The organism is Tolypothrix campylonemoides VB511288_2 (genome assembly GCF_045999855.1).
GTDB classification, from domain to species: Bacteria; Cyanobacteriota; Cyanobacteriia; order Cyanobacteriales; family Nostocaceae; genus Scytonema; species Scytonema bouteillei_A.
Genome location: NZ_JBFPMW010000009.1, coordinates 133,152 through 156,599 on the forward strand (window position 1 = coordinate 133,152; position 23,448 = coordinate 156,599).

Here is a 23,448-nt window from a genome sequence, read left to right on the forward strand (position 1 = left end):
GACCCGATGGCACAAAACTATAGCAGAAAAAGAATGCCGTGATTAGAAAAAATGTGCATAAATGTGAAGCTCCTTTGGAGTAAAAATTATGGAAATTTCTGAACAAGAACTTTCTCAAAAAATTTGTGATGATGTGACTCAAATTGAAGTTGATTTAGAGACTGCCTTGAAAGAAATACTTGAACAAGCTGGCAGCAAAATTAAGCCAGAGAAACAAGAGGAGATTAAGAAAGAGATGGAAGGAACAAAGCAAGTTCTCGAACGCTTCAAAAGTAGATATGGTTAGCTGTTCTTGGCAATACTTGCTGGAAAAAGTCTGTAGGAGCAAACATGGCATTAAATCCTTTTGAATTAAACGATTACTCGAATCAAACAGCGTTAAGTGATTCCACATCTTCACTCCAACCCGTCAAGAAGCAGGGCATACCAAAATGGTGGCTGAAATTACTCACCTTATTCCTGCTTGCAGGCGGTAGTTATCTCGCTTACAATCAGCTCGTTAAGCAACAACAGCGAGCAAATCACCGACCACCAATAATCTCTTTAGAACGAGGTTCTTTTTCGATTACTGTCTCAGCCAATGGTACTGTTGAACCGGAACAGGCAATCAACATCAGCCCTAAAAATGCAGGTATTCTCAAAAGCCTACAGGTTAAAGAGAGCGATCGCGTTAGCAAAGGGCAGGTGTTAGCTCGCATGGATGATTCCAATCTACAGGGACAATTGACGCAAGAGCAAGGGAGACTAGCACAAGCTCAGGCAAATCTACGCAAGCTAAAAGCAGGGAACCGTCCTCAAGAAATCGCTCAGTCTCAGGCTAGATTGGAGGAACTGCAAGCAAAATTAGACAAACTCATAAAAGGAAATCGCCCTCAGGATATTGCTCAAGCACAAGCCCGCTTAGACCAAGCTAAAGCTAGGTTATACAAAGCAGACGATGAGTTTCGCCGCACGGAGAAACTTTATCAGGCTGGAGCAATTTCCCTACAAACCTTAAACCAGAAATCTGCAGATCGCGACAGCGCTCTAGCCCAAGTCACAGAAGCACAACAAGCACTGTCTCTGCAAAAAGCAGGAACTCGTCAAGAAGAAATCAACCAAGCCCGTGCAGAGGTAAAACAGCAACAGCAAGCCTTAAGTCTCCTGAAAGCAGGAACCCGTCAGGAAGAAATTGACCAAGCTCGTGCAGAGGTGAAATCTGCTCGCGGTGCGCTGCAAAACATCCAAACCCAGATTGATGATACACTTATTCGCGCACCTTTTGATGGAGTTATCATTCGCAAGTATGCCGATCCCGGTGCTTTTGTCACGCCAATGACGGCAAGCAGTTCTGTTTCTTCCGCAACTTCATCATCGATTCTGGCATTGGCTGATGTCAATCAGGTGGTGTCAAACGTGTCGGAAAGCAACATTTCCCAGATTCGTGTCGGTCAGCAAGCAATTATCAAGGCAGATGCTTATCCTGGAAAAACGTTTCCAGGACGAGTCTCACAAATCGCTGCTCAAGCCACAGTAGAGCAAAATGTTACGAGCTTTGAAGTGAAAGTCGCTCTTCTCTCAGGTGCAGATCGGTTGTTGCGTTCTGGAATGAATGTATCTGTGGAGTTTAAAGTTGGTCAGTTGCAGAATGCGATCGCTGTACCGACGGTTGCAGTTACACGCCAGCAGAACGTCACGGGTGTTTTTGTTGTGCGTAAAGGTCAACTCCCTAAATTTACTCCCATCACAACCGGAGCAACGGTGAATAATCGTACTGAGGTGAAGACGGGACTCGATGGAACAGAACACATATTAATCAGCCCCCCGCCCGAACCTAAAGATCGACCTGGTTTTTCTTTTCCAAATCTTTTCGGAGGCTCTAATGGGCCGAAAGAAGGTCCTCCTGGACCGCCACCTGGTGGTGGTGGACCTCCTCCTCATTAATTTAATCAAAACCATGAAAATTTCTTTCCGCTTACCTCAAAGTATGGCGACCGAGCGGCGTAGCACGACTGTGCCGACTATCGAAATTATCACAATGGCGGTTGAGGCGTTATGGAGTAACAAACTTCGTACCGGATTGACGATGTTGGGTGTAATTATTGGCATTGCTTCTGTGATTGCAATTACTTCCGTTGGACAGGGCGTACAAAAAGCGACCGAACAGCAAATTCAGGCGTTGGGAACTGATGTTTTACAAATTTTTCCAGGGTCAGCTAAAACGGGTGGTATCAGTCAAGGGATGGGTTCTAGCTCGACACTAACTTGGGAAGATGCTAAAGCAATTCAAGAGCAGGCTCCTGCTGCTAAAGTTGTTTCCGCCTACCTACAACGTCCGGGACAAGTCGTTTATGGAAAGTTAAATCACTCGACCAATATTGTGGGAATTGATTTAAACTATCTTGAAGCGAGAAATACTCAACTTACACAAGGCAGGTTTTTTACTTCCGAAGAAATGGACACAGCTAAACCAGTTGCTGTTCTGGGTTCTTCAGTATGGGAGGAACTATTTGATAGCAGTAAAAATGTTGTGGGCGAACAGATTCGGATTCAACGTAATATTTACGAAGTTATTGGCATATTTGAGAAGAAGGGTTCGGAAGGTTCGATGGATCGGGACGATCAAGTGTTTATTCCTCTCACCAATATGTCAAGTCGAATCGTGGGGAATAATGCTTTGAAAGGGTTTGCTGTCAATGGAATTTATGTGAAAGTAGGCGATCGCGACCGATCGCAAACAGCGCAATTTCAGGTTGTGAACCTTCTACGGTTGCGCCACAATCTCAGTCCATCGCAGTCTGATGATTTTAGCATTAGGAATCGCACGGACATTGTTAACGCTTTTACAACTGTGGTGGGTTTGTTTACAGTTATGGTAGTGGCGATCGCAAGCATTTCTCTATTAGTAGGAGGTATTGGTATCGCTAACATCATGTTGGTGTCGGTTATCGAACGGACGCGAGAGATTGGTATTCGTAAAGCAGTTGGAGCAACTAACTCTGCGATTTTGAATCAGTTTTTAGCCGAATCTGTTGTGATTTCTACTGCGGGAGGAGGTATTGGCATAGGAATTGGCATTGCGATCGCCTTTAGCTCTGCCATGCTTTTGCACTTTCCCTTTGTGGTTTCTGTTTGGTCAGTTGTGTGTGGGTTTGGATTATCGTTCATTGTTGGGTTGTTGGCTGGAGTGATTCCGGCTCGGAATGCTGCTCGGTTAGACCCCATTGCTGCATTAAGGAGTGATTGATATGGCTACTATGATTTGGATGCAGGCGATTACCAAAACCTATCGCTTAGGTGAAGTGAATGTACCCGTGCTGAAGCGGATTGATTTAGAGATTGAGCAAGGAGAGTATGTTGCCATTATGGGTACGTCTGGTTCGGGTAAGTCCACACTGATGAACCTTATTGGCTGCTTAGATCGTCCGACGGATGGTCACTATGTCTTTGAGGGTAGGAATTTAACGACTCTTAGCAATGATAAATTGGCACATATTCGCAATCAGAGGATTGGGTTTGTTTTTCAGCAATTTAATTTGTTACCGCGTTCTACCGCGCTTGAGAATGTTATGTTGCCAATGATTTATGCTAATGTCCCCAAGCAAAAACGCCGCCAACAAGCAATCCAAGCACTGACACGGGTGGGATTGGGCGATCGCTTGTTCAATCGTCCCAGTCAACTTTCAGGAGGACAACAGCAACGGGTAGCGATCGCTCGTGCTTTGGTTAACCGACCGGCGCTTGTGTTAGCAGATGAGCCAACGGGTGCGTTAGACACGGAAACCTCTCAAGAAGTAATGGATTTACTGACTGAACTCAACCAACAACACATTACGATTGTAATTGTCACCCATGCTCCTGAAATTGCTGCTCAAACAAGACGAGTGATTCGAGTTCAAGATGGTCTAATTGTATAATTGCTGACTAATGATCTGTTACTAACAACTAACCACTAACTGTACGTTTGTTCATTTTTAAAGAGCAAGATTTAATTAAGCTTTACAGGGCTTATAATCCAAGCGATGCAACTGCCTCAGGCATTTTTGTCTCCCACAGAGCTTTTGGCTATTTTATGATTTATGCTATCCCTATGCCTTAAATAATCGCCTCTGTGAGCCTTCTGTGATGGTCATAAAGTTGACTAACAAATAACGGCTTACTTAAAAATCTCTTTCACGAATGCATTAAGGCTTTAATTCCTCTTCGATCGAAATAAGCGAACGTACAGCACTAACAACTTTTTTAGGAGTTTGATTTCCATGAAAATTAATCGATTGTTGATCTTAACTGCTGTTCCTTTAACGATTGGGGCTTGTAGTTTTTTAGCACCACCACCAAATGGTACAGGCGGATTGCAACCACCACCTCGTATTGATTTTAATACTGCTGCTAAAAAACTAGGAGTGACTGAAGTTCAATTGAAAGCAGCCTTAAAAGTGCCTGAGAAACTACCGATAGAGCCTTCATCTACTCCTCCACCACCTCCCGATATTAAAGGTGCTGCAACAAAATTAGGCATAAGCGAGAGAAAATTGATAGAGGTTTTGGGGATTCCGCCCCATCCGCCAAACGCTCAGCCTTCTACAACAAAATAGTTTGATTATGAAATTTCGCTCTGTTAGGATTTTCTTCATTGTTGTAACGTTGTTGTTTGTATGGTCTTGCGCCAATCAACCGCTCGCATCTATGCTTCAAGCGCCCTCTCCTGCTGCAACAGTGGCAAAAAATCTGCCAACAGTAACAGGTGTAGATCTTAGACACCTACCAATCGGTGATGGGCGAATTTCGGTGCAACCTAAAGTAGGTTCTGTGTGGTCGTGCAGAACTCGTTTTAGAAACAAAGGAGGAGCACACGCTAGTGGAGACTGGATTCAAGCAGACGGCACTTATAACTTGACAGCTAAGCCAACAGTTAATGGTGCAGTTCATTGGCCAAGTCAGTTCACAATTACACTTCAAAATAACATTCGTACAATTACTGGGAACAGACTCCCAAAAAGTGTGACTGGTAAGTTTCCTATCTCACCTGATGATGATGCTTACGCCTACGATCGCAATCCCAATTCAATTACGGCTGAAGCATACCAAATCAAGTTACCAGCCATACCTCAAGCAACAGAGGAGCCATCATGCTTGCCATTAGGAGCGATCGGTGTGTTAACAAACGGTGGATATTTTTTCAATGCTCTTGATGCGCGTGGTGAAGATGCTGTAGCCCACGAAATCCAAGATAGTTGTCAAGGACATCCAGAGAGAGGTGGTGCATACCACTACCATAGCGTTACGACCTGTCTGGAGGCTCAGAGCAAAGAGCATTCGGCTTTACTAGGTTATGCATTCGATGGATTTGGTATCTACGGTCATTACGATAAGAATGGTAAAGTGCTTACCAACACCGATCTTGATGCATGCCACGGTCATACTCACGAAATTGAATGGGATGGGAAGAAGCAGAAGCTATACCATTACCATGCTACTTGGGAGTATCCTTACACGGTCGGATGCTACCGAGGTAAGCCGAATTCTGTTACAAAAATTCGCCGTTAGTTAGTAGTCGGTAGATTCAAACTGAACAAAATATTAAAATGAAGGTGTGTTATTTATGGTCAAAGAAAACAAGTCTTTACCCGTAGATTTAGACGATACTGAAAAGGAAAAATTACGTCAAATTGCAATGAAGTGGGGAGTCAGTTTATCGGCTGCAATTAAGAAGTTAATTAAAGAGGCTCCTTTGTGAGAGCTAAAACAGTAATTCACGATTTTAGTCAATAGGCATCTCCGAAAAAGACGTAGGGCGCGGCGACCTTGCGCCCCTACCAAAACTTTTGGGGAAATTTATCTGTTTAGAGGGAGCGATCGCAGTGAGTACGTACCTACATTTCAAATTCTCCGCAATGCAATAAAAGACCTCGCCGATATACTCAGCGACTATACTCGAAGAATCACCCAACATAATTACTCAACAACACAGTTCTTATGAGTCAAAGCATTGATGAACGAGTCCGTTGGACAACAAGAGACTTAGAACTATTGCCCGATAACGGCAATCGATATGAAATTATTGATGGAGAGCTATTTGTGACGAGAGCACCACATTGGAAACATCAAAAAACTTGTAACAACGTTGGAGCAGAACTGAGGGCTTGGTCGCTGTCAACGGGATTGGGCGAGGCTGTCCCCACCCCAGGACTCATTTTTACTGATGCGGATAATGTCATTCCTGATGTAGTATGGGTGAGTAAGGAACGTCTCCCGCTCTTACTTGACGATGCCGGACATTTGACAGGAGCGCCAGAACTTATTGTGGAAGTCCTCTCACCAGGTATAGACAATGAGCAGCGTGACCGCGAGACAAAACTAAAGCTATATACTTCCAGAGGAGTACGGGAATATTGGATTTTAGATTGGCGATTGCAGCAAGTAGAGGTATATCGAAGGGAAAGAGCAGTTCTCAAATTAGTCACAACACTATTTGCTACAGATGAACTCACCTCACCCCTACTACCGAACTTTACCTGTCCTGTTGCACGGTTCTTTATTTAGCTCAATTTATAACTATTGAGGACATTCGCGACTCAAGACAAGCTTTCCCGAAGGCAAATAATACACATTTTGTGGTTCTAGAATCGGGTCACCCTTTTGCCAAGGACGCGATCTATTCTCAGTTTGTACGTTACGAACATCACCTGTGGAATAAACTGAAACGGCAATATCCCCAGGACGGTTGGGCAAACCACCAGAACCCGTAACGGTGAATGTATTTTCTTGTTTACCACGGCGAGCAATGCAACTATTAGCAATCAGGGCATTGGTATCAATTGGAGTTTGCACTAATTCTGCCAAATTGTTTTGAATATAGCTAGTGTCGGGGATAAAAGTGTTTCCTGATGAAAGTTCTCCAGTTGCATTAATATCGGCGCGATTATTACCATTTAAGAAGTTGTTTGAAGGGTTGGGTTTAATTTGAGAAGAAGCGGGATTAAAATTAAAACCGAAGTAAGCAGGTGTATTGAGAGTAATGTTTCCTCCCTTTCCTTGTTGAGCAAAAGCAAAGAGATCGCTGTCATCAAAGGCGATAATCGCTGATGCTGTTATGTCTATATTACCGCCATTAGCATTGCTACTCGCTTGAGTCGATATATCGCTATTATTACTAAGGAGTAATCTATCGGCAATTCGGAGGGTAATATTTCCACCAGATAAACTAGTCGAGCTTGCTACTGAAGGTGTATTCAACGCGAGTATAGATGAATTGCGATCGAGAGTAAAGGAATTAGCGCTTATCATGATGTTTCCAGCATTTCCTTGTCCTTGAGATTCAGTACTGAGCTGCGCTCCATTGTTGAAAAATATTTTAGAAGTTTTAATATCAATCTCACCAGCATTTCCTTCTCCTGTCTTCCCTACTCCACTATCGATTGAACTGTTATCAACAAAAACAGTATCTTTGGCAGTTATTCTCATATTCCCTCCATTTCCTTTTCCAAAAATACTCGTACTTAAACGAGCACCATTAGCGATCGAGATGGCATTGGCTTCAAGTTTAATATTGCTGCCATTAGCCCTTGCTCCAGGAGCCACAGCAGTCACAATAGAACTGTTAAAACCATCAAAAGATATAGAATCAGTAGCTTGAATGGAGAGAGTACCTGCTTCCCCTATAGAATTAGAGTAAGAACGAGCTAATAATGCAGATCCATTAGTAAAAGAAACATTTTTAGCGAAGATCGAAATAGTACCGACTTTTCCTTCTGCTGACGTTCCATTGGGTTGTCCCAAACTACTCTCAATAATACTCCCATTAGCTGCAGAAAAAAGGTCTCTAGCTTCGAGGGAAATATTTCCTGCATTTCCCTGTCTTGTATTACTATTAGCTATTAGAGAATTATTATTTAGAAAGATTTGCGGGGATTTAATTTCAATTTTTCCTGCATTCCCTTCTCCCAAAAAGTTAAATTCTTGTGCAAAGAGTACACTGCTATTGATGCTACTTCGATCCAAAATAATTTTTTCATTAGCATTAATCTGAATATTTCCAGCGTCTCCCTTTGTTAAACTGCTAGCTTCAACAAAAGCATCGTTAAGTAATGAGATTTTTTTCGCATTAATACTAATATTGCCACCTTTTCCTTGAGCGTTAGGAAGTAGTACACTCTCAATTTGCCCACTATCAGAAACCACTTCATTTTTTGCTTCAATCTTTACATTACCAGCATTACCTTTCCCAGAGCTACTAACGCTGATATTACCATTATTGCCAATCGTTAGATTACCAGTAGATATCTCAATATTCCCTCCTCTTCCTTGAGTATCTGGGGTGAGTAAAGTACTGTCAATTCGTCCACCATCTAAAACAATGCTCTCAGTAGCATTGATAACAATATCTCCTGCTTTAGTGTCTTGGGAACCTAAACTACCAGTAATACTTGCACTTAAAGCACTCCCCTCTCTCAGTTCTAAATTCTTGCTGTTAATTGCGATCGCTGAAAGCGGTGGCTCTTGCACTATCGCGCCTCCTCCGGAAAGAACACTGACACTTGCACCTTTACTCAAGAAAACATTGCTTCTTTCCACATTCTCAGGAAAACTCAAACTTATATTTTTACCATCCTCATTCAATATAACTGTTCCTGCACTAGCTAATCCTCCTAGCTCTACTCTTCCACCATTTGCGATCGCTACTCCTCCATCCATCCTCACATTACCACCTACCAACAGCAAACTCGTGCCATCGGGAACGCGCAGCAAACCAGAATTATTCTGAATAGATACCGTTTGATTAATTCGATTAAAAAATAATGCTCCTGGATTAATAGTTAATAACGACGAAGGAGCTTCTGGATTCGTAGCACTAAAAAATCCTTGATTTCCAAACTGAACATCGTTGGCAGTGGTTGCAATAAAGGAACCTTGTACATTTAGTCTAGCATTTTCCCCAAATATAATTCCATTAGGATTAATGAGAAATAAGTTAGGTTTGGAGTTGCCAAAAGTTCCCAGTGTACCCAAAATTTCAGAGCGGTTTCCACCTGTAACTCGTGTTAATATATTTTGAATCCTCCCATTAGAATTGAAAAAATAAACTCCTCTTTGCTTACCAACGTTAAATTCTTTAAAACTATGAAACAAGTTAATTGCGCGAATAGCACCACCAGTAATGACCTCAATTGGTTGTCCCTGAAAATTCTGTATGATTTGAGATGATTCACTCCCAAGCGTGTCATCTGCTTGAATATTACTGGGAGTACTCTGAGACAAAACTTTATCGGTAAATAGATTTAGTAATAATAATGTTAAAAATAATACGGGTTTAAACTGCCAATAACCCCAAGACTGCTTGGTGTCAGGAAAATAGGAATTACGATCGGAAACAATTATTTCGCGCTTTGCACTTTTCTGTCTGGTGAATTGCATATTTTAACAAGCCAAGTTGCTAATGTTGGTATTTTAGTATGCATAAACAGTGAATGCAATTTCCTTATGATTCTTTAATGATATTTATTAAATACATAGCTAATTCAAGAAACTTCTTACATTAACTCATAGTTTTTCTAAATGAATTCAGAACTCAAATGTGAATTTCAAGAATGTGCTGTGGCGTGAGTACTAAGACTATTAGAGAAACAAGGAGACGCTCGTGATTACCCAGTCTATTCGTAACATTCTATTCGCAATGACTTTAGCATTACCCACACTACCACTTGCTAACCAAAATGCGCTTGCAAATGACCGTCGTGATTTCGTTATTTATAACAATAATGAATTAGAAATTACAAAATTGTATGTTTCTTCTGGGAGTTCAAAGTACTGGGGTTCAAACCTTATCCAATCAGATATTGTTAGTGGTAGTTCTGGAAAAATAACGTTTGGTAATAACAGTAACCAATGTGTCTATGATATCAAAGCGGTTTACACTGACAAGACTTATGATGTTAGTCGCGCTAATCTTTGCCAAACTTATGGAATAACCTTCTATGGTCACGGTGGCGATTACCGATAGATTTATCTGTTTAGAGGAAGCGATCGCTATTAGGAGATCGCCTCTTCTGCAATACGTATTAACCCTCAATGACTTCAAATCGAAATATTGTCTCTCTTCTATCCAGGATATGGTAAAAAATTCAGATCTTGAATAAAGCGATAGTCTCGCTAATTTTTACTAAGTAAAGAATAAAGCACATCTACATATTGAGTAACTCTAAAATTTACAAACAGTAACGTTGTCTTTAAAACCTATCTTGCCATGATTTAGGATGACGTTTGCTGTGAAAGCAAGCAATAACAGAAATGATGTCTTGCTCGAACACGTAAAGGATTCCATAGGGGAAACGTCAAACTAATGCTCGTCGCACTTGTTTGTGGATGATAGGATAGATCGGAGGATTACGTCCAATTCCAGATAAACAAGTATCGACTGCTCGGACAAACTCAGAGCCTAAACCTGAAGTATGTGCTTCGTACCACTCGAAAGCGTCTTGAATATCCAGTTCTGCTTCAGGACGTGTATCTGCTATACACGTTAGCGAAACTTACCAAAGGTATCGCTGTGTTTATTCCCTGTAACTATCGACACTCTCGACTCATCACCAATCGACCATTTGAGAGTCGATAAACCCCTTGCGGTTCGATGATAGGGTCGCCTTTTTTCCAAAGACGCGATGTCTTTTCATCTATGACATTGCGTACATCACCTGTAGAATAATTTGATACCGACGCTTCACTAGGGCGGTTGGGTAAACCACCTGCACCCGTGATAATGAAACTACCCTGTTGTTTCGTCTGACTCCGAACTATGCAACTATTGGCGATAAGTGTGTTGGTGTCGATCGCATTTGTAGGAAGAGCGGTGAGGCTGTTTTGAATTGAACTGTTATCAGGAGAATTAACATTAATAGTTCCCGGTAAGCCAAGGTTTGAACTTGCAGTAATATCATTTGTTTGATTTGATGGTTGGGAACGCGCTTCAATACCAAAAATTCCACGTGCATTAATGTTTACATTACCACCTGTACCCCTAAAGGCATTGGCTGTGATGTCGTTGTTTTCATTAGGAAATGCGATGAGGAAGGGTGTATTAATTGTGATGTTGCCACCATTACCACCTGCTTGGGCTGTTCCTGCGGTAGTGGAAATTTGGCTTCCATTGCGTAGAAATAAGTATTGTCCAAGGTTTAAATTGATATTGCCTCCGTCAGTAGAAGTTGTTTGGGCAGTAATTTGACCATTATTGAGGCGGGCAACATTAGCAGTAATATTAATATCGCCTGCTGTACCTTTTCCCTGGCTGCTACTGCTGATAAATCCACCATCTGCAACGTTCAACAACGGCGTTTCAATTGTGAGACTTCCACCATTACCTGTACTTCTTTCAGATGCAGCAGCAGTGATTTTGCTAGTTCTTTGTCTTTCCAATGTACCTGTAGAGACACCTGCGACATTTACAGATTCGCTAGCGCGGATGAAGATTTTTCCTGCGTCACCTTCTCCTGTAGTTTGAACAAAAACTTCTGCACCATCTTTTACACTTAATGTTCTCGTTTCAATCGTCAAATTTCCACCTTTTCCTACAGGCGATCTGCCGTTGCGAGGGTCTATAATATTTGCTTCGATTCTTCCATCTGTTTGAACACCTGCAAAAATACCTGTGTTGTAAAAGTTAGGTTTCTCTGTTTCAAATAAATCTATTTCATCAGCACGAATAAAAACATTACCAGCATCACCATCACCAAAGGTTGCTGCTTGTATTTTGCTGCCATCACTCACACTTAAGCGCCTAGTTTCAATAGTTAAGTTACCTCCTCTCCCTTTACCGAGTAAATCTATTTGAGCGAATAAACCACCAGGATAACCGACTGAACCCGTATTACTTGTATCACCTTCACGTTTAAGAATTTGTCCACTTAATTCCACAGACTCAGTAGCGATGATTTTAAAATCACCTACATTTCCCTCGCCCAATACACTAGGTCCTATTTGTGAGTCTCTAACAATTAACCTTCCTGTTTTGACAGTGATATTTCCAGAGTTACCTCTGGCGCTTTGTAGAACGTCAGATTCTAAGTTACCATCACTTAATATTTCTAATAAATCTTTAGCTTCAACTGTAATGTTTCCTCCATTTCCTTGTCCAGAAGTGTTAGCAACGATTCCTGCTCTATTTGCAATATTTAAAGACCCAGTAGTAATGTCTATACTTCCAGCATTTCCTACCGCACTGCTCTGAACATTGTTGTAAATATATGATGCAGCATCTAGAAAAATTGCATCACGAACTGTGACGGAAATATTACCTGAATCACCTTTACCAGAAGTAGTAGAACTTATCTCTCCACCATCTTTTACAAAAACATTTCCAGCTTGAACTTTGATATCCCCAGAACGCCCAATTGCACCAGCACCAAGATTGGCAAACACACCACTGTTTTTCCCAATAGTCAATGCATCTCGCACGTTAATATTTAACGTGCCACCAATACCTTGCCCACCCGGACGTGTGTTAGAGGCTCCGTTGACACCAAACTGTAATCGCCCATCATTCATTAGAGACAGCGATCCTGCAGTAATACTTATATTGCCACCATTTCCTATAGCTCCAGCAAGTACATTGCTATATACACTGCTGTAATTTCCATCGCTATCTACCCCATCAAAAGTAACTGCATCCCTAGCTTGAATCGTGACGTTTCCCGCATTCCCGCGTCCGCGAGTAAAGGAATTAATTTGAGCGCCATTTTTTACCGCAAGTACACCTGTTGTGATATCTATATTTCCAGCATTTCCTACTGCACTGCTACTCTGAACATTGTTGGAAATATATGATGATGCAGCATCTAGAAAAATTGCATCACGAGCTGTGACGGAAATATTACCTGAATCACCTTTACCAGAAGTAGTAGAACTTATCTCTCCACCATCTTTTACAAAAACATTTCCAGCTTGAACTTTGATATCCCCAGAACGCCCAATTGCACCAGCACCAAGATTGGCAAACACACCACTGTTTTTCCCAATAGTCAATGCATCTCGCACGTTAATATTTAACGTGCCACCAATACCTTGCCCACCCGGAAGTGTGTTAGAAGCTCCGTTAACACCAACCTGTATTCGCCCACCGTTCGACAGAGACAATGAGCTTGCAGTAATATTTATATTGCCGCCATTTCCTATAGCTCCAGATTCTACAGTGCTAGATACACTGCTTTCATTCCCATCACTATTCGCCCCATCAAAAGTAATTGCATTCCTGGCTTGAATGGTTATATTTCCCGCATTCCCTTGTCCGCGAGTAAAGCTATTGATTTGAGCGCCATTTGTCGCAGAAAAGGAACCTGTAGTAATACTTATGCCACCACTGTTACCAACAGCATTACTTTGCTGTACGTTGCTATAAATACCACTGGTATCTAGAGAAATAGTGTCAAGAACTGTTATAGAAATTTTTCCCGAATCTCCTTTACCCAAAGTACTGGAAATTATCTCTCCACCATCTTTGACAAAAAGATTTCCAGCTTGAATGTTGACATCTCCACCGCGTCCAGTTGCATCAGTACCAAGATTGGCAAATACACCACTGTCTTTGCCAATAGTCAATGCATCTCGCACATTAATATTTACAGTACCACCAATACCTTGCCCACCAGGAAAGGTTCTAGAGGCTTCACGGATACCGCTATTTAAGTACCCACCATTTGTCAGGGATAATGAACCAGCAGTGATACTGATATTGCCACCATTACCCACTCCACCTGCTAAAACATTACTATATAAAGCACTGAGATTTCCATTACTATCTATCCCATCAAAAGTGACTGCATCCCTAGCTTGAATGGTTATATTGCCTGCATTTCCTTGTCCGCGAGTAAAGCTATTTATTTGAGCGCCATTGATGACAGAAAGCGAAGCAGTAGTAATACTTATGCCACCACTGTTACCAACAGCATCTCTTTGCTGTATGTTATTATAAATACCTTCGGTGTCTAGAGAAATAGTGTCAAGAACTGTTATAGAAATTTTCCCCGAATCTCCTTCACCAAAAGTACTGGAAATTATCTCTCCACCATCTCTGATAAACAAGTTCCCAGCTTGAATGTTGACATCTCCACCGCGTCCAATTGCACCAGCACCAAGATTAGCAAATACACCACTATCTTTCCCAATGGTCAATGCATCTCGCACGTTGACATTTAAAGTACCGCCATTACCTCGACCACCCAGAAGTGTATCAGATGCTTCACGAACACCCACTCCTAATAGTCCACCATTTGTTAAAAATAACGACCTAGCAGTAATATTTATACTGCCACCGTTACCTATAGCTCCAGGTTCTACATCACTAAATGAAGCGCTTGGAAATCCGTCGCTATCTATCCCATCAAAAATGACTGCATCCCTGGCTTGAATTGTAATATTTCCCGCATTTCCTCGTCCGCGAGTCAAAGAATCTATTTGAGCGCCACCTGTTACTTCAAGGGAACCAGTGTTAATTGTTATATCACCAGCATTACCTACTGCTTCTGCTCGAACTGAGTTGAAAATTAAGCTATTTGTCCCTGCAAGTTTTATTTGCCCTATTGCATCAACTTTGATGTTCCCTGCCTGAGTTCCTGTTGTCCCTAAACCTTGCCCGATACCTCCAAGAATTTGACTACCTTCTAAAATCTTTAAATTTCGGGCATTAACCGCAATACTACCACCACTATCACCAGTAACATCAACTACAGCCCTGTTGGTAAGAGATATATCTCCTCGTTGCACTCTGTCTGGAAAAGTTAAACTGAAATTCTTCCCATTTTCTTGAATTCCAATGCTTCCCGCTTCTACCAATCCTCCTAACTCGATTCTTCCACCAGAAGCGATCGCCCATCCCCTATCCATGCTGACATTACCACCAACAAGCAGCAAACTCTTACCATCTAGAACGCGCAAACCAAGTACATCATCACCCGCAAGGTCTTTTCCTGCATCTGCAATTGAATTATTCTGAATCGATGCAGTTTGATTAATTTGATTAAAAAACAACGATCCTGGGTTAATCGTCAGTAACGACGAAGGTGTTTCTGGATTGGTAGCACTAAAAGTCCCTAAATTTTCAAACTGAATCCCGTTCGCTGTCGTCGCCACAAACGAACCATTCACATCCAAACTGGCATTTTGCCCAAAGATTATTCCATTTGGGTTAATTAGAAACAGATTGGCATTACCTAATACACCAAGCGTTCCTCGAATATTGGAGGGATTGTTCCCCGTCACGCGACTCAAAATATTCTGGATGCCAACAGGATTGGTGAAGTACACACCCTGTTGATTACCAACATTAAATTCGCTAAAACTGTGGAATAGGTTTGCTCCTCGAATCGCTCCGCTATCAATGCGATCGCTAAGCTGATTGTTGATAAGAATATTGGGAGTAACAACAGAGCTTTCAGCACCCAGAGTGGTATCAGGTGCGATCTGGGCTAGAGCACAATTTCTAGAGTTGGTGCTGACTCCACAAAACACCAATGTACTGACCAGCAATAATTTCCAGTTCCGTCGCTGCCAACACTGAACCATAAAAGTCCCCCAAAATCATATCAGCGATTAATTGCTAACCTCTCACCGCCGATTGCGTTTAAATAGACCACACTGTTTAAACTACACATTATTGACGATACCATCTTTTTTGGAAAATTGAATTGCCTATAACTGCAACAAATAATACATTTTCCCGGTGCAAATTTAGAAGTTTTACGTATAAGTTAAGACTGGAAATTGTGAAGTCATAAATTATAACTTGAGTAAAATTTTCAACAATTCTACTAATTTTTGCGATAACTTGGTGAGGTTATTTTGAATGGAACTGGTGTCAGGTGCGGAAATATTTCCAGAAGCGATCGCACCCGTTGCGTTCACATCTACACAATTATTGCCATCAAGTGTTTGCCCCTTTGTGACTCGTTGTGCAGCCCGATAGCCAAAACCGAAAAAGGCTTTTGTCTTGAGGGTAATATTACCGCCTCAACCATCAAGGGCAAAAGCAAGAATATCGCTAAATAGATGTAAAAAATAATACGATTTTAAACTGCCAATAACCCCAATCCTGCTTGGTGTCAGGAAAATAGAGATTACAATCAGAAAAAATTAGTTCGCACTTTGCACTTTTCTGTCTAGTGAATTGCATATTTTAACAAGCCAAGTTGATAATGTTGGTATTTTAGTATGCAGAAACTGTGAATGCAATTTCCTGATGATTCTTTGATGATATTTATTAAACACATAGCTAATTCAAGAAACTTCTTACATTAACTCATAGTTTTTCTAAATGAATTCAGAACTCAAATGTGAATTTCAAGAATGTGCTGTGGCGTGAGTACTAAGACTATTAGAGAAAAAAGGAGACCATCGTGATTACCCACTCCAACCGCTAAAACATTCCTCGATGAAGCACTGAAATTTCTATTACTATCTTTCCCATCAAAAGTGACTGTATCCCTAGTTTGAATCGGACCCTTTTGAAATTACTAATGGTAGAAATATACTAGAAGTTAGTCTTTCAGTTGATGACCTTTCCTCTACTACTAACGCAACATATAATGCTACCCTGAGTGGCTCTCTTATCTGAGCATTAAAAATATTGACTAAAAATAAACATTTATGTATGTGTCATATAACTCACTTGCAAAGGAAAAACTAATGTGATATTTTGCGTTTTAAGTCTCAGTAAAAATACTAGTTTAAAAATTTGCTAAATTCATAAAAAAATAATGGATATCATTAACTTTTAAAATAGCTTGTAAGTTTGCCAGCGATGGCTCGCAAGTCTTTTAGCATAACTATTTTTGCTAGGGAGTGTTGTTAATAGTACAGGAGAGTCTACAGTTGGATAATATTGTTATGCGCCTGATGCCAAAACGACAACAGCATATTGTAGGTACTGGCTGTTGCAAATATATAAATTTGGCAATATCCGTTACCGTAAGTCTTTCTACTTTTATTTGCCTATTTCCCACTGCATTTGCTCAATCTGCACCACCGCCGGGAGTAACGATTCCTCCTGAAACTCCTGATACAATTGAGCGCATAACTCCTCAACCCAACGAATCACCAAGCCCCCTTCCTCAAGAACCTCCAACAGAACCACCAAAACCCAGTCTTGAAACTCCTCCCACTCAAGAATCACCTGAAGCCACATTTGGGGAAGAGAGTCGCATTCCCATTAAGAAAATAGAGGTACTGGGAAGTACAGTGTTGCAAGACAAGATTCAAAAATTAATCGAACCCTTGGAAAAGAAGGGAAAAGTCACTTTTGAAGAATTGCTTCAACTGCGTTCTAACATTACTCAAGTGTATCTAGACAACGGTTATGTGACTAGTGGAGCATTCTTGCCAAATAATCAAGATATCAGTAGTGGAACGATTAAAATCCAAGTTGTTGAGGGAGAGTTAGAGAATATTGAACTAAGTGGATTAAATAGATTACAAAGAGGGTATGTGCGATCGCGTTTGCGAAGAGCCACCTCAAAGCCATTAAACCAAAAGCGTTTGGAAGAAGCGCTACAACTTCTACAACTCGATCCTCTCATCAGTCGGGTGAATGCAGAACTCACAGCCGGTAGTACGCCTGGACGAAATATATTAGAAGTACAAATACAAGAAGCACAAGCCTTTCACGCTGGGGTTTCTATAGATAACACTCAGTCCCCTAGTATTGGTTCGTTACAAGGAAGCGTTTTTATTGCCCATGATAATGTACTTGGTTTTGGCGATCGCTTTAATGCCGAATACGGTAGAACAGAAGGCTTGAATCTTTACGATATTAACTACACTATTCCCATCAACTCCCTAAATGGGACTATTGGATTCCGATATAGCAATACAGACAGTCGTATTATAGAAGACCCATTTGAAGAACTAGATATTAAAAGTGAGACACAGACATATTCTCTAAGTGTTCGTCAACCTTTATACAGAACTCCAACCTCCGAATTTGCTCTCGGTCTATCCTTAGACTTGCGTCGAAACCAAACCTTCATACTTGATGATATTCCCTATTCCTTTTCAGAAGGTCCTGAAAATGGCGAATCAAAAGTGACAGTCATTCGCTTTTCTCAAGATTGGGTGAATCGTAACGCCAATAGAGTCTTAGCCGCACGTTCTCAATTTAGCTTGGGTATAAATGCTTTTGATGCTACAAATAACGATACGGGTACAGATGGTCAATTCTTTTCCTGGTTGGGACAATTTCAGTGGGTACAGAGGCTATCACCAAGAACCTTATTATTAGCACGACTGAACGCACAATTGACAGGAGACTCATTACTCTCTCTAGAAAAGTTAAGTATTGGTGGATTCGATACAGTCAGAGGATATCGCCAAAACCAACTTGTTGCGGATAACGGTGTAGCAGGTTCACTTGAAGTTCGCTTTCCCCCAATTGCTAGCTACACTGCATTGCAGTTAGCACCCTTTTTCGATATTGGTACAACTTGGAACAATCAAGCAGAAAATCCCGCTCCACAGACAATAGCTAGTTTAGGTTTAGGGTTAATTTGGCAACCTTCCCGGAGTTTGTATTTACGTTTGGACTATGGAGTCCCTTTAATAGATGTTGATAACCAAGGAGACTCACTGCAAGATAAGGGGTTGCATTTTTCTTTGCGGTATCAGGCGTTTTAATTGTTTTGCTAATTGCTAATTGCTAATTGCTTCATTCTAACCATTAGCCATTAGCCATTAGCTCGAGTAAACTTTCTACCAAAAGTGTGAGTCACAAGTACCGGGGATCTGTAACGATTGCGTTGAAGGGATACAGAGTAATTATGCAGATTCAAACGCCAGATTGGGTTAAACACGCTGTTTTCTATCAAATCTTTCCAGATCGCTTTGCAAAAAGCAAACAACCCCGCAAACGATTGTTACGGAGTGCTCGTTGGGAAGATTGGGAAGCTATGCCAACACTCCAAGGTTACAAGGGAGGAGATCTCTGGGGCGTGATGGAACAATTAGACTATCTACAAGATCTGGGAATAAATGCCATTTACTTCACCCCTATCTTTCAATCTGCAAGCAATCACCGCTACCACACTCACGATTATTATCAGGTAGACCCCATGTTGGGGGGTAATCCTGCTTTTAAGGAATTGTTAGAAGCCGCCCATCAACGCAATATTAAAGTCGTGTTGGATGGGGTGTTCAATCACTCCAGCCGTGGCTTTTTCTTTTTCCACGATGTTTTAGAAAATGGTCCTCATTCCCCTTGGGTGGATTGGTTTAAAATCCATGATTGGCCCGTTTCTCCCTACAATGGCGAATATCCTGCTAACTATGAAGGTTGGGCAGATAATCGGGCATTGCCAGTATTTAACCATGATAACCCGGAAGTGCGGGAATATATTATGGAAATTGCTGAATATTGGATAAAATTTGGTATGGATGGCTGGCGGTTAGATGTTCCATTTGAGGTAAAAACCCCCGGCTTTTGGCAAGAGTTCCGCGATCGCGTTAAGGCCATCAATCCCGATGCCTATATTGTCGGTGAAGTCTGGCATGATGCTCGTGAATGGTTGGATGGTACCCAATTTGATGGGGTGATGAATTATTTGTTTGCAGGACCAACAATTGCATTTACGGCAGGCGATCGCGTAGTTTTAGAACAAGTGCAAGGGCGTTCTTACGATCCCCATCCACCTTTGTTTGCCAAAGAGTATGCTGAAAAAATGCAGCACCTCCTGCAGCTTTATCCTTGGGAAATTGCACTTACCCAATTGAATTTGTTAGCCAGTCATGATACAGCAAGATTGCTAACGATTGCGGGAGGGGATAAACCAAGCATTGAATTAGCAACTTTACTCTTACTGACCTTTCCCGGTGCGCCCAGTATTTACTACGGTGACGAAGTTGGCTTACCTGGGGCTATAGATCCAGACTCTCGCCGTGGCTTTCCTCTAGAAGCAAATTGGGACACAGAAATTCTCCAGACGCATCGGGAACTGATAGCACTACGTCACGCCTATCCGAGCCTGCGTACTGGTGAGTATAGAGTTCTTTATGCTCAAGGAGCACTTTACGTCTTTGCTCGGATTTTAGGAACTGAAGAATCGATCGTTGCGGTGAATGCAGGAACTGCGCCAACAAAAGGAGATGTAGATACTAGCAGTTTAAGCAGTCAACCAAACAAGCTTCTCTTTGGTACTGCTGAGTTTGAGTGGAATGTAAAAGGCGAAACCAAGCAGCTTGTCTTAAATCTTCCAGCACGTTCCGGTTGCATTCTCGGGAATTCATAATTAAATTCTGTAGAATGGGGTTCCAGGAACCCCAATAAAAAAATACTCAACATTCTCTTGTGGAACGGGCGGTCCGGCTCGTTCCACCCAATGCATAATTTTATAGATTGGAAGTTTCTTATGATTCAGCTGCAACAAATGCAGGAATCAACACGGTATCGACAACATGAATCACGCCATTGTCAGTAAGAATGTCAGTTTTAACGACGTTAGCGTCATTCACTGTGACTTGACCGTCAGCAGTCTTGATTCCCACAATTGACCCTTCCAATGTTTCTGCATGGTCAATTTGAATCAAGTCGTCGGACCTGACATCGCCTGAGGCGACATGATAAGCTAAAATCCTTTTGAGCTTGTGTGTATCTTGGAGCAGCTCATCTAAGGTTCCTTGTGGTAACTTGGCGAATGCCTCATCCGTAGGTGCAAATACTGTAAAAGGTCCGGGACTAGAAAGAGTGTCAACTAGTCCAGCTGCTTCAACAGCTTTTACCAAAGTAGTGAAATTTCCGGCTTTAATAGCAGTTTCTACAAGGTTAGCCATAAGACACGTTAGCTTAAATTTGTTAGCGTAATGTTACAAATTATTTATAGAGCGATAAAAATGTCTCAACCTCTATCAAGGGAAAGGTTACGTGTCAAATCGGCTATCATTGGTAGGCTAATAACTTCAATTGTGACTGCTAAACTGAGATAATGACTTCCAAAAAAACAGTAATTATGCTAAAGCGTTCTAAATTTGAGACAACTCAATCTCAGATTATGTACCGTGCTGAAGAGCTCATCAATGCAGCTTCAAATCGCTACCGCATTACAGTTCAAGTGGCAAATCGTGCTAAGCGTCGGCGATATGAGGACTTTGATAGTGCGGATGATGCTATGATGAAACCCGTGCTTCGGGCCATCGTTGAGATGTCTGATGAACTGACGCAACCAGAAATTATCGGCGAAGTTTAATATGATGTCAGTTGGGAGAAGTCGAAAGTTGGGCGCGATAAGCTGGGTACGGCTTGGCTTCGCGAGCGCACTCATAAGTGCTATTGTTCTAAGTTTAAGCGTGGGTTTGCAACCAGTGTCTGCTCAAAGAGTCAACGCTGGTGATGCTTGGCGGTTAGTTTACCAACAATTGCCAGACTTTCCACGGGAAAACCAGTACACCAGTAAAGAGACTGGAAAAAAGGCTGAGAATAATACTCTGGTTAGCCGCCTGATAGCGTATCACCTTTATGTGAAAACACGTGCGCCAAATTTTCGATTGGATTGGAAGCTGACTTTGGCAGACTACCTCGGTGCCAATGAGGTGATGTATGAAGGGGCGTATCCGGGAACTGATACTTTGCGGCAAAATCCCCTAGATGGTGACAAGGCGGCGATCGCACGTCTGAACCGCCGTCAGCGAGATGCTTTGATACAAGCTTTGGTAAATGTTTTCAGTCCGAATTCCCAAAGTCCACCAACTGCTACCCCAGACAATTCATCACAGCCAGGAGAATCAGCACCAACCCGTTCGCGATCGCCCCAACCAGGCGACGCTCAACTACTAAAATAGTTTGCTAATAGCTAATGGCTAATAGCTAATTGCTCATAACCATTAGCCATTAGCTATTAGCCATTAACCATTAAACATTAGCCAAAATGCAACGCGTTCTGAAAAGCGGATTGGGTTGGCGTATTGGCTGGAATCCAACCGCACAAGAGTTTAAAGGGTTAGTTGGTACAGATGACTGGGCTATTGAATTAACTGAAGCCGAGTTGAATGATTTTTGTCGGTTGCTGGCTCAGCTAGCAGACAGCATGCAACAAATTGCCAATGAATTAATGGATGAGGAAAAAATTGCTTGTGAAGCCGAAAGCGATCTCATGTGGATGGAAGTGGAAGGTTATCCTCATGCTTACAGTCTACGCTTTATTCTCAATACGGGACGTGGTGTAGAAGGTAAATGGGAATCTTTCGCAGTTTCTGGTTTGCTACAAGCAACTGGGATGCTCAAGGTTTTTTAGACCGATCTCTTGATTTCCTCAATCTTAATTGCTATTATTGAGAGGTTGACTGCGGGGCGTAGCGCAGCTTGGTAGCGCGCCACTTTGGGGTAGTGGAGGTCGTGGGTTCGAATCCCGCCGCTCCGATTGCAGAAGCTGATTACTTATCACTTTTGTTCTTTACCTAAGATACACAAGGTATACCTTAGGTACAAAGATGGAAGTGTTAAAAGAGAAGCGTCAAAAGGGTTCTGTCTGTGTAGAGGTGTTTAAAAACCGTATTCGTTTACGGTGGACTCATGAAAGAGAAAGGCACTGTCTCTACCCAGGACTCCCTAATAATGAAATTAGCTATAAGGCAGCACTTAAGTTAGCCTCTCGGCTCGAACTAGATATAGCTTGTGATAATTTTGACCCGACGTTAGCTAAGTATAAATCCTCTGAGCAAAGTAAAAAAGAAAAGAAAGTTAAACAAGAAATAGATGTAAAACCATCTTTGTCTGTGGTCAGTCTCTTCAACCAATTTACAGACCACAAATCCAGGTATCTGTACCGTCGCAGCCTGGAGAAATATTATTCTTTGACAACTTATTTAAAGAAGTACTTCCAAAATACTTTAGCAAGTGCGATCGCTCCAAAAGATGCTGAAGCTTTTATTGAGTGGTTGAAGCCGAAACTCGAACCTATTACGCTCAAAGAAAGAATTGTTCTGTTACGTGCTTGTTGGAATTGGGCAATTAAAGAATCCCTACTAACAAACAATCCTTGGGAAGACTTACCCAGTCGAATTAAAATACCACCGAGACAGCAGCCCAAACCTTTTTCTAAAAAAGAGTTGTCAAAGATATTAGCTGCTTTTGAATCCCACGAATACTACAATCATTATCTGAGTTACGTTACATTTCGTATGTTAACGGGTGTCAGGGTAAGTGAAGCATCTGGATTGAGATGGTCAGATGTCCGTGATGATTTTAGCAGCATTTGGATTGGTTCTAGTTTGGCTAGGGGCGATCGCAAAAGTACAAAAACAAATAAAGCCAGAACTATTCCATGCAACCAGCAATTAAAAGACCTGTTAAAGTCCATAAAACCTAAAGATGCTAAACCAGATGATTTAGTCTTTCCAAGTAGAGAGGGTTCGTATATTGACGACAATAACTTTAACAAACGTGCTTGGAAGACCTGTCTTGCTATTGGTCGCACACTACCGATGATATAGTTCAGAAAAAAA

The 23,448-nt window shown here is 41.7% G+C and carries 18 protein-coding genes, 1 tRNA gene and 1 pseudogene; 16 read left to right on the forward strand and 4 right to left on the reverse strand.

The features are described from left to right. The first annotated feature begins 88 nt into the window (after positions 1-88). From AB0756_RS25065 to AB0756_RS25100, 8 genes are all read left to right on the forward strand, one after another. The gene (locus tag AB0756_RS25065; RefSeq protein WP_038082089.1) at positions 89-286 is read left to right on the forward strand and encodes a hypothetical protein; all 198 of its coding nucleotides are present in this window, start codon (positions 89-91) and stop codon (positions 284-286) included. 44 nt (positions 287-330) lie between these two features. Further along, a complete protein-coding gene (locus AB0756_RS25070; protein ID WP_050046677.1) occupies positions 331-1,923 on the forward strand; it encodes an efflux RND transporter periplasmic adaptor subunit in 1,593 nt (530 codons plus the stop codon). A gap of 13 nt (positions 1,924-1,936) precedes the next feature. Continuing rightward, positions 1,937-3,226, forward strand: coding sequence for an ABC transporter permease (locus AB0756_RS25075; protein WP_082051885.1), 1,290 nt, complete (start codon positions 1,937-1,939; stop codon positions 3,224-3,226). 1 nt (position 3,227) lies between these two features. Then, positions 3,228-3,896, forward strand: coding sequence for an ABC transporter ATP-binding protein (locus tag AB0756_RS25080; RefSeq protein WP_272899950.1), 669 nt, complete (start codon positions 3,228-3,230; stop codon positions 3,894-3,896). 342 nt (positions 3,897-4,238) lie between these two features. Next, the gene (locus tag AB0756_RS25085; protein ID WP_038082090.1) at positions 4,239-4,574 is read left to right on the forward strand and encodes a hypothetical protein; all 336 of its coding nucleotides are present in this window, start codon (positions 4,239-4,241) and stop codon (positions 4,572-4,574) included. Between the two features lie 7 nt (positions 4,575-4,581). Then, positions 4,582-5,526: a YHYH protein gene (locus AB0756_RS25090; protein ID WP_082051884.1), complete on the forward strand. Its 945-nt coding sequence runs from the start codon at positions 4,582-4,584 to the stop codon at positions 5,524-5,526. 55 nt (positions 5,527-5,581) lie between these two features. After that, positions 5,582-5,716 carry a histone H1 gene (locus AB0756_RS25095; RefSeq protein ID WP_038082092.1) on the forward strand — a complete coding sequence of 45 codons (135 nt, stop codon included), beginning with the start codon at positions 5,582-5,584 and terminating at the stop codon, positions 5,714-5,716. 239 nt (positions 5,717-5,955) lie between these two features. Continuing rightward, a complete protein-coding gene (locus tag AB0756_RS25100; RefSeq protein WP_038082094.1) occupies positions 5,956-6,522 on the forward strand; it encodes a Uma2 family endonuclease in 567 nt (188 codons plus the stop codon). A gap of 12 nt (positions 6,523-6,534) precedes the next feature. Here the strand turns inward: AB0756_RS25100 and AB0756_RS25105 are convergent, their stop codons facing one another. Then, the gene (locus AB0756_RS25105; RefSeq protein ID WP_038082095.1) at positions 6,535-9,393 is read right to left on the reverse strand and encodes a two-partner secretion domain-containing protein; all 2,859 of its coding nucleotides are present in this window, start codon (positions 9,391-9,393) and stop codon (positions 6,535-6,537) included. 259 nt (positions 9,394-9,652) lie between these two features. Here AB0756_RS25105 and AB0756_RS25110 point away from each other — a divergent pair, with 259 nt between their 5' ends. Then, complete coding sequence (locus AB0756_RS25110) at positions 9,653-9,979, forward strand: hypothetical protein (RefSeq protein WP_408037085.1); 327 nt, start codon at positions 9,653-9,655, stop codon at positions 9,977-9,979. Positions 9,980-10,205: 226 nt separating this feature from the next. Here AB0756_RS25110 and AB0756_RS25115 read toward each other — a convergent pair. Together AB0756_RS25115 and AB0756_RS25120 are read right to left on the reverse strand one after the other, a co-directional pair. Further along, positions 10,206-10,493, reverse strand: a pseudogene (locus AB0756_RS25115) (type II toxin-antitoxin system RelE/ParE family toxin). Between the two features lie 49 nt (positions 10,494-10,542). Then, positions 10,543-15,531: a beta strand repeat-containing protein gene (locus AB0756_RS25120; RefSeq protein WP_408104016.1), complete on the reverse strand. Its 4,989-nt coding sequence runs from the start codon at positions 15,529-15,531 to the stop codon at positions 10,543-10,545. A 1,329-nt stretch (positions 15,532-16,860) separates the two neighbouring features. Between AB0756_RS25120 and AB0756_RS25125 the strand changes: the two genes are divergently transcribed. Together AB0756_RS25125 and AB0756_RS25130 are read left to right on the forward strand one after the other, a co-directional pair. Beyond that, on the forward strand, positions 16,861-18,633 hold the full coding sequence (locus AB0756_RS25125; protein WP_082051883.1) for a ShlB/FhaC/HecB family hemolysin secretion/activation protein: 1,773 nt from the start codon (positions 16,861-16,863) through the stop codon (positions 18,631-18,633). Positions 18,634-18,776: 143 nt separating this feature from the next. Next, positions 18,777-20,240, forward strand: coding sequence for a glycoside hydrolase family 13 protein (locus tag AB0756_RS25130; RefSeq protein WP_038082100.1), 1,464 nt, complete (start codon positions 18,777-18,779; stop codon positions 20,238-20,240). A gap of 118 nt (positions 20,241-20,358) precedes the next feature. On the opposite strand, the gene AB0756_RS25135 is transcribed toward AB0756_RS25130, so the two are convergent. After that, a complete protein-coding gene (locus AB0756_RS25135; protein WP_038082101.1) occupies positions 20,359-20,781 on the reverse strand; it encodes a fasciclin domain-containing protein in 423 nt (140 codons plus the stop codon). Between the two features lie 176 nt (positions 20,782-20,957). Between AB0756_RS25135 and AB0756_RS25140 the strand changes: the two genes are divergently transcribed. The 5 genes from AB0756_RS25140 to AB0756_RS25160 all read left to right on the forward strand — a co-directional run bounded on the left by AB0756_RS25140 (position 20,958) and on the right by AB0756_RS25160 (position 23,436). Next, positions 20,958-21,194 (forward strand): DNA-directed RNA polymerase subunit omega, encoded by a 237-nt coding sequence (locus tag AB0756_RS25140; protein ID WP_038082102.1) that lies wholly within the window; start codon positions 20,958-20,960, stop codon positions 21,192-21,194. Positions 21,195-21,198: 4 nt separating this feature from the next. Beyond that, complete coding sequence (locus tag AB0756_RS25145) at positions 21,199-21,786, forward strand: hypothetical protein (protein WP_050046902.1); 588 nt, start codon at positions 21,199-21,201, stop codon at positions 21,784-21,786. An 86-nt stretch (positions 21,787-21,872) separates the two neighbouring features. Then, positions 21,873-22,238 carry a DUF1818 family protein gene (locus AB0756_RS25150; RefSeq protein WP_038082103.1) on the forward strand — a complete coding sequence of 122 codons (366 nt, stop codon included), beginning with the start codon at positions 21,873-21,875 and terminating at the stop codon, positions 22,236-22,238. Between the two features lie 52 nt (positions 22,239-22,290). After that, a tRNA-Pro gene (locus AB0756_RS25155) sits at positions 22,291-22,364 on the forward strand. A 70-nt stretch (positions 22,365-22,434) separates the two neighbouring features. Beyond that, positions 22,435-23,436: a site-specific integrase gene (locus AB0756_RS25160; protein WP_050046676.1), complete on the forward strand. Its 1,002-nt coding sequence runs from the start codon at positions 22,435-22,437 to the stop codon at positions 23,434-23,436. The last annotated feature ends 12 nt before the right edge of the window (positions 23,437-23,448 follow it).